The organism is Paraburkholderia madseniana, assembly GCF_009690905.1.
Taxonomy (GTDB): domain Bacteria; phylum Pseudomonadota; class Gammaproteobacteria; order Burkholderiales; family Burkholderiaceae; genus Paraburkholderia; species Paraburkholderia madseniana.
This window is the reverse complement of sequence record NZ_VOSW01000241.1, coordinates 1-1,722: the sequence shown is the minus strand read 5'-3', so window position 1 is coordinate 1,722 and position 1,722 is coordinate 1. Positions and strand designations below refer to the sequence as shown.

Genomic DNA, 1,722 nt, shown 5'->3' with positions numbered 1-1,722 from the left:
CCCTCCGACATCTCCCACGCTATCCCTCGCCACTGCACATACTCCCACGTACGATCCCTCCGCCTCCCGACAGTACCCCCTCCCCCCTCTACTCTGCGTTTTCTTTTTTTTTCCGTCGTCGGCAGCGTCAGATGTGTATAAGAGACAGGGCCACAGTCACGGCGGGTTCCAACACACGGGCGGCCCGATGACAGGCCGCACTTTAGTCACCGCGCGCAGTTTGCGCGCACTCGATTGGCTGAATTTTTTCGTCGCCAACGTGCAGACGGGTTTCGGGCCGTTCATTGCGTCGTACCTTGCCTCGCACAAGTGGACTCAGGGCGAGATCGGCATGGCGCTGTCCGTCGGCACTATAAGTGCGATGGTGAGCCAGGTGCCGGGCGGCGCTGCCGTCGACGCGTTGCGCAACAAGAAAGGCGCTGCCGCATGGGCGATCTTCGCGATCATCTTCAGTGCGGTGCTACTGGCTGCGAGCCCGACGGTGTTGCCGGTGATTGCCGCCGAGGTGTTCCACGGCTTTGCCAGTTGCATGCTGACGCCAGCGTTGGCCGCGATCTCGTTCGCGCTGGTGGGGCGCGCGAATCTGGGCGACCGGTTGGGACGCAATGCGCGCTGGGCGTCGATCGGCAGCGCCGTCGCGGCCGGATTGATGGGCGTATTCGGCGAATACTATTCGCCTCGCGCGGTGTTCTGGCTGACCGCGGTGCTGGCGGTCCCTGCGCTGTTTGCGCTGACGATGATCCAGCGTACCGACACGATCGAGCTGCCGAAAACCGGGCCGACACCGGCGCAGATCGAACGGCGCGAGAGTTTGCGCGAGTTGTTGCGTGACAAGCGGATGCTGCTGTTTGCGGCTTGTATCGTGCTGTTCCACTTGTCGAATGCGGCGATGTTGAACCTTGCCGCTGGCGAAGTGACGGCCGGCATGGGCGACAACGTGCAGCTTGTGATTGCCGCGTGCATCATCGTGCCGCAGGCGATTGTGGCGATGATGTCGCCATGGGTTGGACGCTCTGCCGAGCGGTGGGGACGCAGGCCGATTCTGCTGCTTGGGTTTTCGGCGTTGCCGATACGGGCGTTGTTGTTCGCTGGAATCAGCAGCCCTTATTTGCTGGTGCCGGTGCAGATGCTCGACGGCCTGAGCGCGGCCGTGTTCGGTGTGATGCTGCCGTTGATTGCCGCCGATGTTGCCGGCGGGAAGGGGCGGTATAACCTTTGTATCGGGTTGTTTGGGTTGGCTGCCGGGATTGGGGCTACTTTGAGCACGACGGCTGCTGGGTTTGTGGCGGATCATTTTGGTAATGCGGTGAGCTTTTTTGGGCTTGCTGCGGCGGGCGCACTTGCCGTGCTGCTCGTTTGGGCCGCGATGCCTGAGACGCGGGATGCAGGGGCTGGGGATGAGGCGGAGCCTTTGGGGGATGGGAAGTCGGCTGTTAGATGAGGTTGTTTTTTGCCTTTGGCGGCGGCATTGGCCGTGTTCCTATGGTGTTGGCCTTTCCTTGCATTGTTAGTGGTCTATTAGCGTTGCCCCTGTGCGGGGCGGCACCTACTTCTCTTTGCCGGCTGTGTATAGACCGGAGACATAGCTGACAGGTGTGCGGGGACATGGTTGACACTTCCGGGTATTAAAACGCCCGGTCCCGACCATGCCCTGGAACGCAAGAGACACCATGAGCCTCCGACAGGAATTTGTTCATCTGGCCAGTCAGAACATGCTGACGA

General features: G+C 61.4%; 1 protein-coding gene. It reads left to right on the top strand.

Annotation, left to right across the window (positions count from 1 at the left end):
- Window positions 1-187 precede the first annotated feature (187 nt).
- Window positions 188-1,441: an MFS transporter gene (locus tag FSO04_RS45485; RefSeq protein WP_154567965.1), complete on the top strand. Its 1,254-nt coding sequence runs from the start codon at window positions 188-190 to the stop codon at window positions 1,439-1,441.
- Window positions 1,442-1,722 lie beyond the last annotated feature (281 nt).